This window comes from Solemya elarraichensis gill symbiont, assembly GCF_002021095.1.
In the GTDB taxonomy this organism is placed as follows: Bacteria; Pseudomonadota; Gammaproteobacteria; order Chromatiales; family Chromatiaceae.
Map to the genome: position 1 here is coordinate 1 of NZ_MPRK01000340.1, position 1404 is coordinate 1404.

General features: G+C 42.9%; 1 protein-coding gene. It reads left to right on the top strand.

The annotated features are described in order from the left end of the window. The coding region (locus tag BOW51_RS10785; protein WP_167367350.1) for a hypothetical protein at positions 1-600 on the top strand (600 nt) is incomplete at its 5' end. Between the last annotated feature and the right edge of the window lie 804 nt (positions 601-1404).

A 1404-nucleotide genomic window follows, 5' to 3' on the forward strand; every position in this document is an offset into this window, starting at 1 on the left:
GACAGTGGAGTTCTAATTAATCATGCAGAAATCCTCAAAGACAACACGGCCAAGTACCCCATGACGAGAACGGAAGTGAAAATGAATACTGTATCCCCGGGTTCCGGGAACTTCATATGGCAAAATGTGTGGTCTAACAATCTCCCCACGAGAGCAATATTCGGATTTATCAAGCAGGTGGCCGTGAATGGAGACTATACGAAGAACCCCTTTAACTTCCTGAACGTGGCAGAAGAAATAGCCTTGTATGTTAATGGCGAGAGTCTACCTTCTAGGCCCATCAAAATGGATGTCGGTACCAACAAAAATTACGTTACTTCTTTCGTCAATCTTTTCGAAGTGGCGGAGAAATGGAATAAGGACGACGGTCTTCAGATTACACGACAATCGTTCGGAAACGGATACGCCCTCTACGCGTTCGAATTGGCCCCAAATGACCTCGGAGAACAGTATATGAATCTAGTACGCCAGGGGAACATTAGACTAGAAGTGAAATTCGCCACGAACACATCGGAAACGCTCAACTGTCTGGCATATGCCGAGTTCCCGGCGTTGCTCGAGATAGACCAGACTAGAGACGTGAAGTATACCAGAGCATGAATTCCGACCAGCTAAAATGTGCACTAAAAGGAGACGAGTGCTTGAATGTTGTGACTAAAGGTGTTTTTTCGTCCGACAATTTACCTCGCAAGGTGCTGAACTATCCATCCGCTTATGTGTGTAATACGGATCCTTCAAGTCGCTCTGGAAAACATTGGGTAGTGTTTTGGTTCCAGGATAGGGATCATGCAGAATTCTACGACAGTTTGGGATATTCCCCCGGACATTATAGTACGAACTTTGTTGATTTTATAGAATCAAATGCTAATAAGTGTATATTTAACAATGTTTCTGTACAGAACAAGTATTCAGATACTTGCGGTTTTCACGTATTGTATTTTCTAATCATGAAATGCCGATCTGTTTCTATGGATGCACTAATAACTATGTTGAAGAAATGTACATATCCTGATAAATACGTGTTTGATCATGTTTCAGCTTATTTCGATTGTCTGTGAATAAAAAAAATCATCGTAGATAGACTACCGGACTTTGTTCGTGATATATATATTCATCCCAGTCGCTTCTGTACGCATTTAACAGTTCGCGTGAACCGTGTAAACATGGCATCCAGAGAGTGGTGGGTAGATAGAGCTCTCCTACCTTTCAATTCTCCAACTACTGTCCTGATTGCTGGGCCGACTATGTCGGGGAAGACCAGCTTGTGTCGTAAGATTTTGCAACACGCTTCCGGAATGTTTGAGAAGCCGCCCGAGAAAATTATTATCGCATATGGTCAATATCAACCAATGTTCGATGAAATGGAGAAAACGATACCTGGGCTGATCTTGCACGCGGGATTAC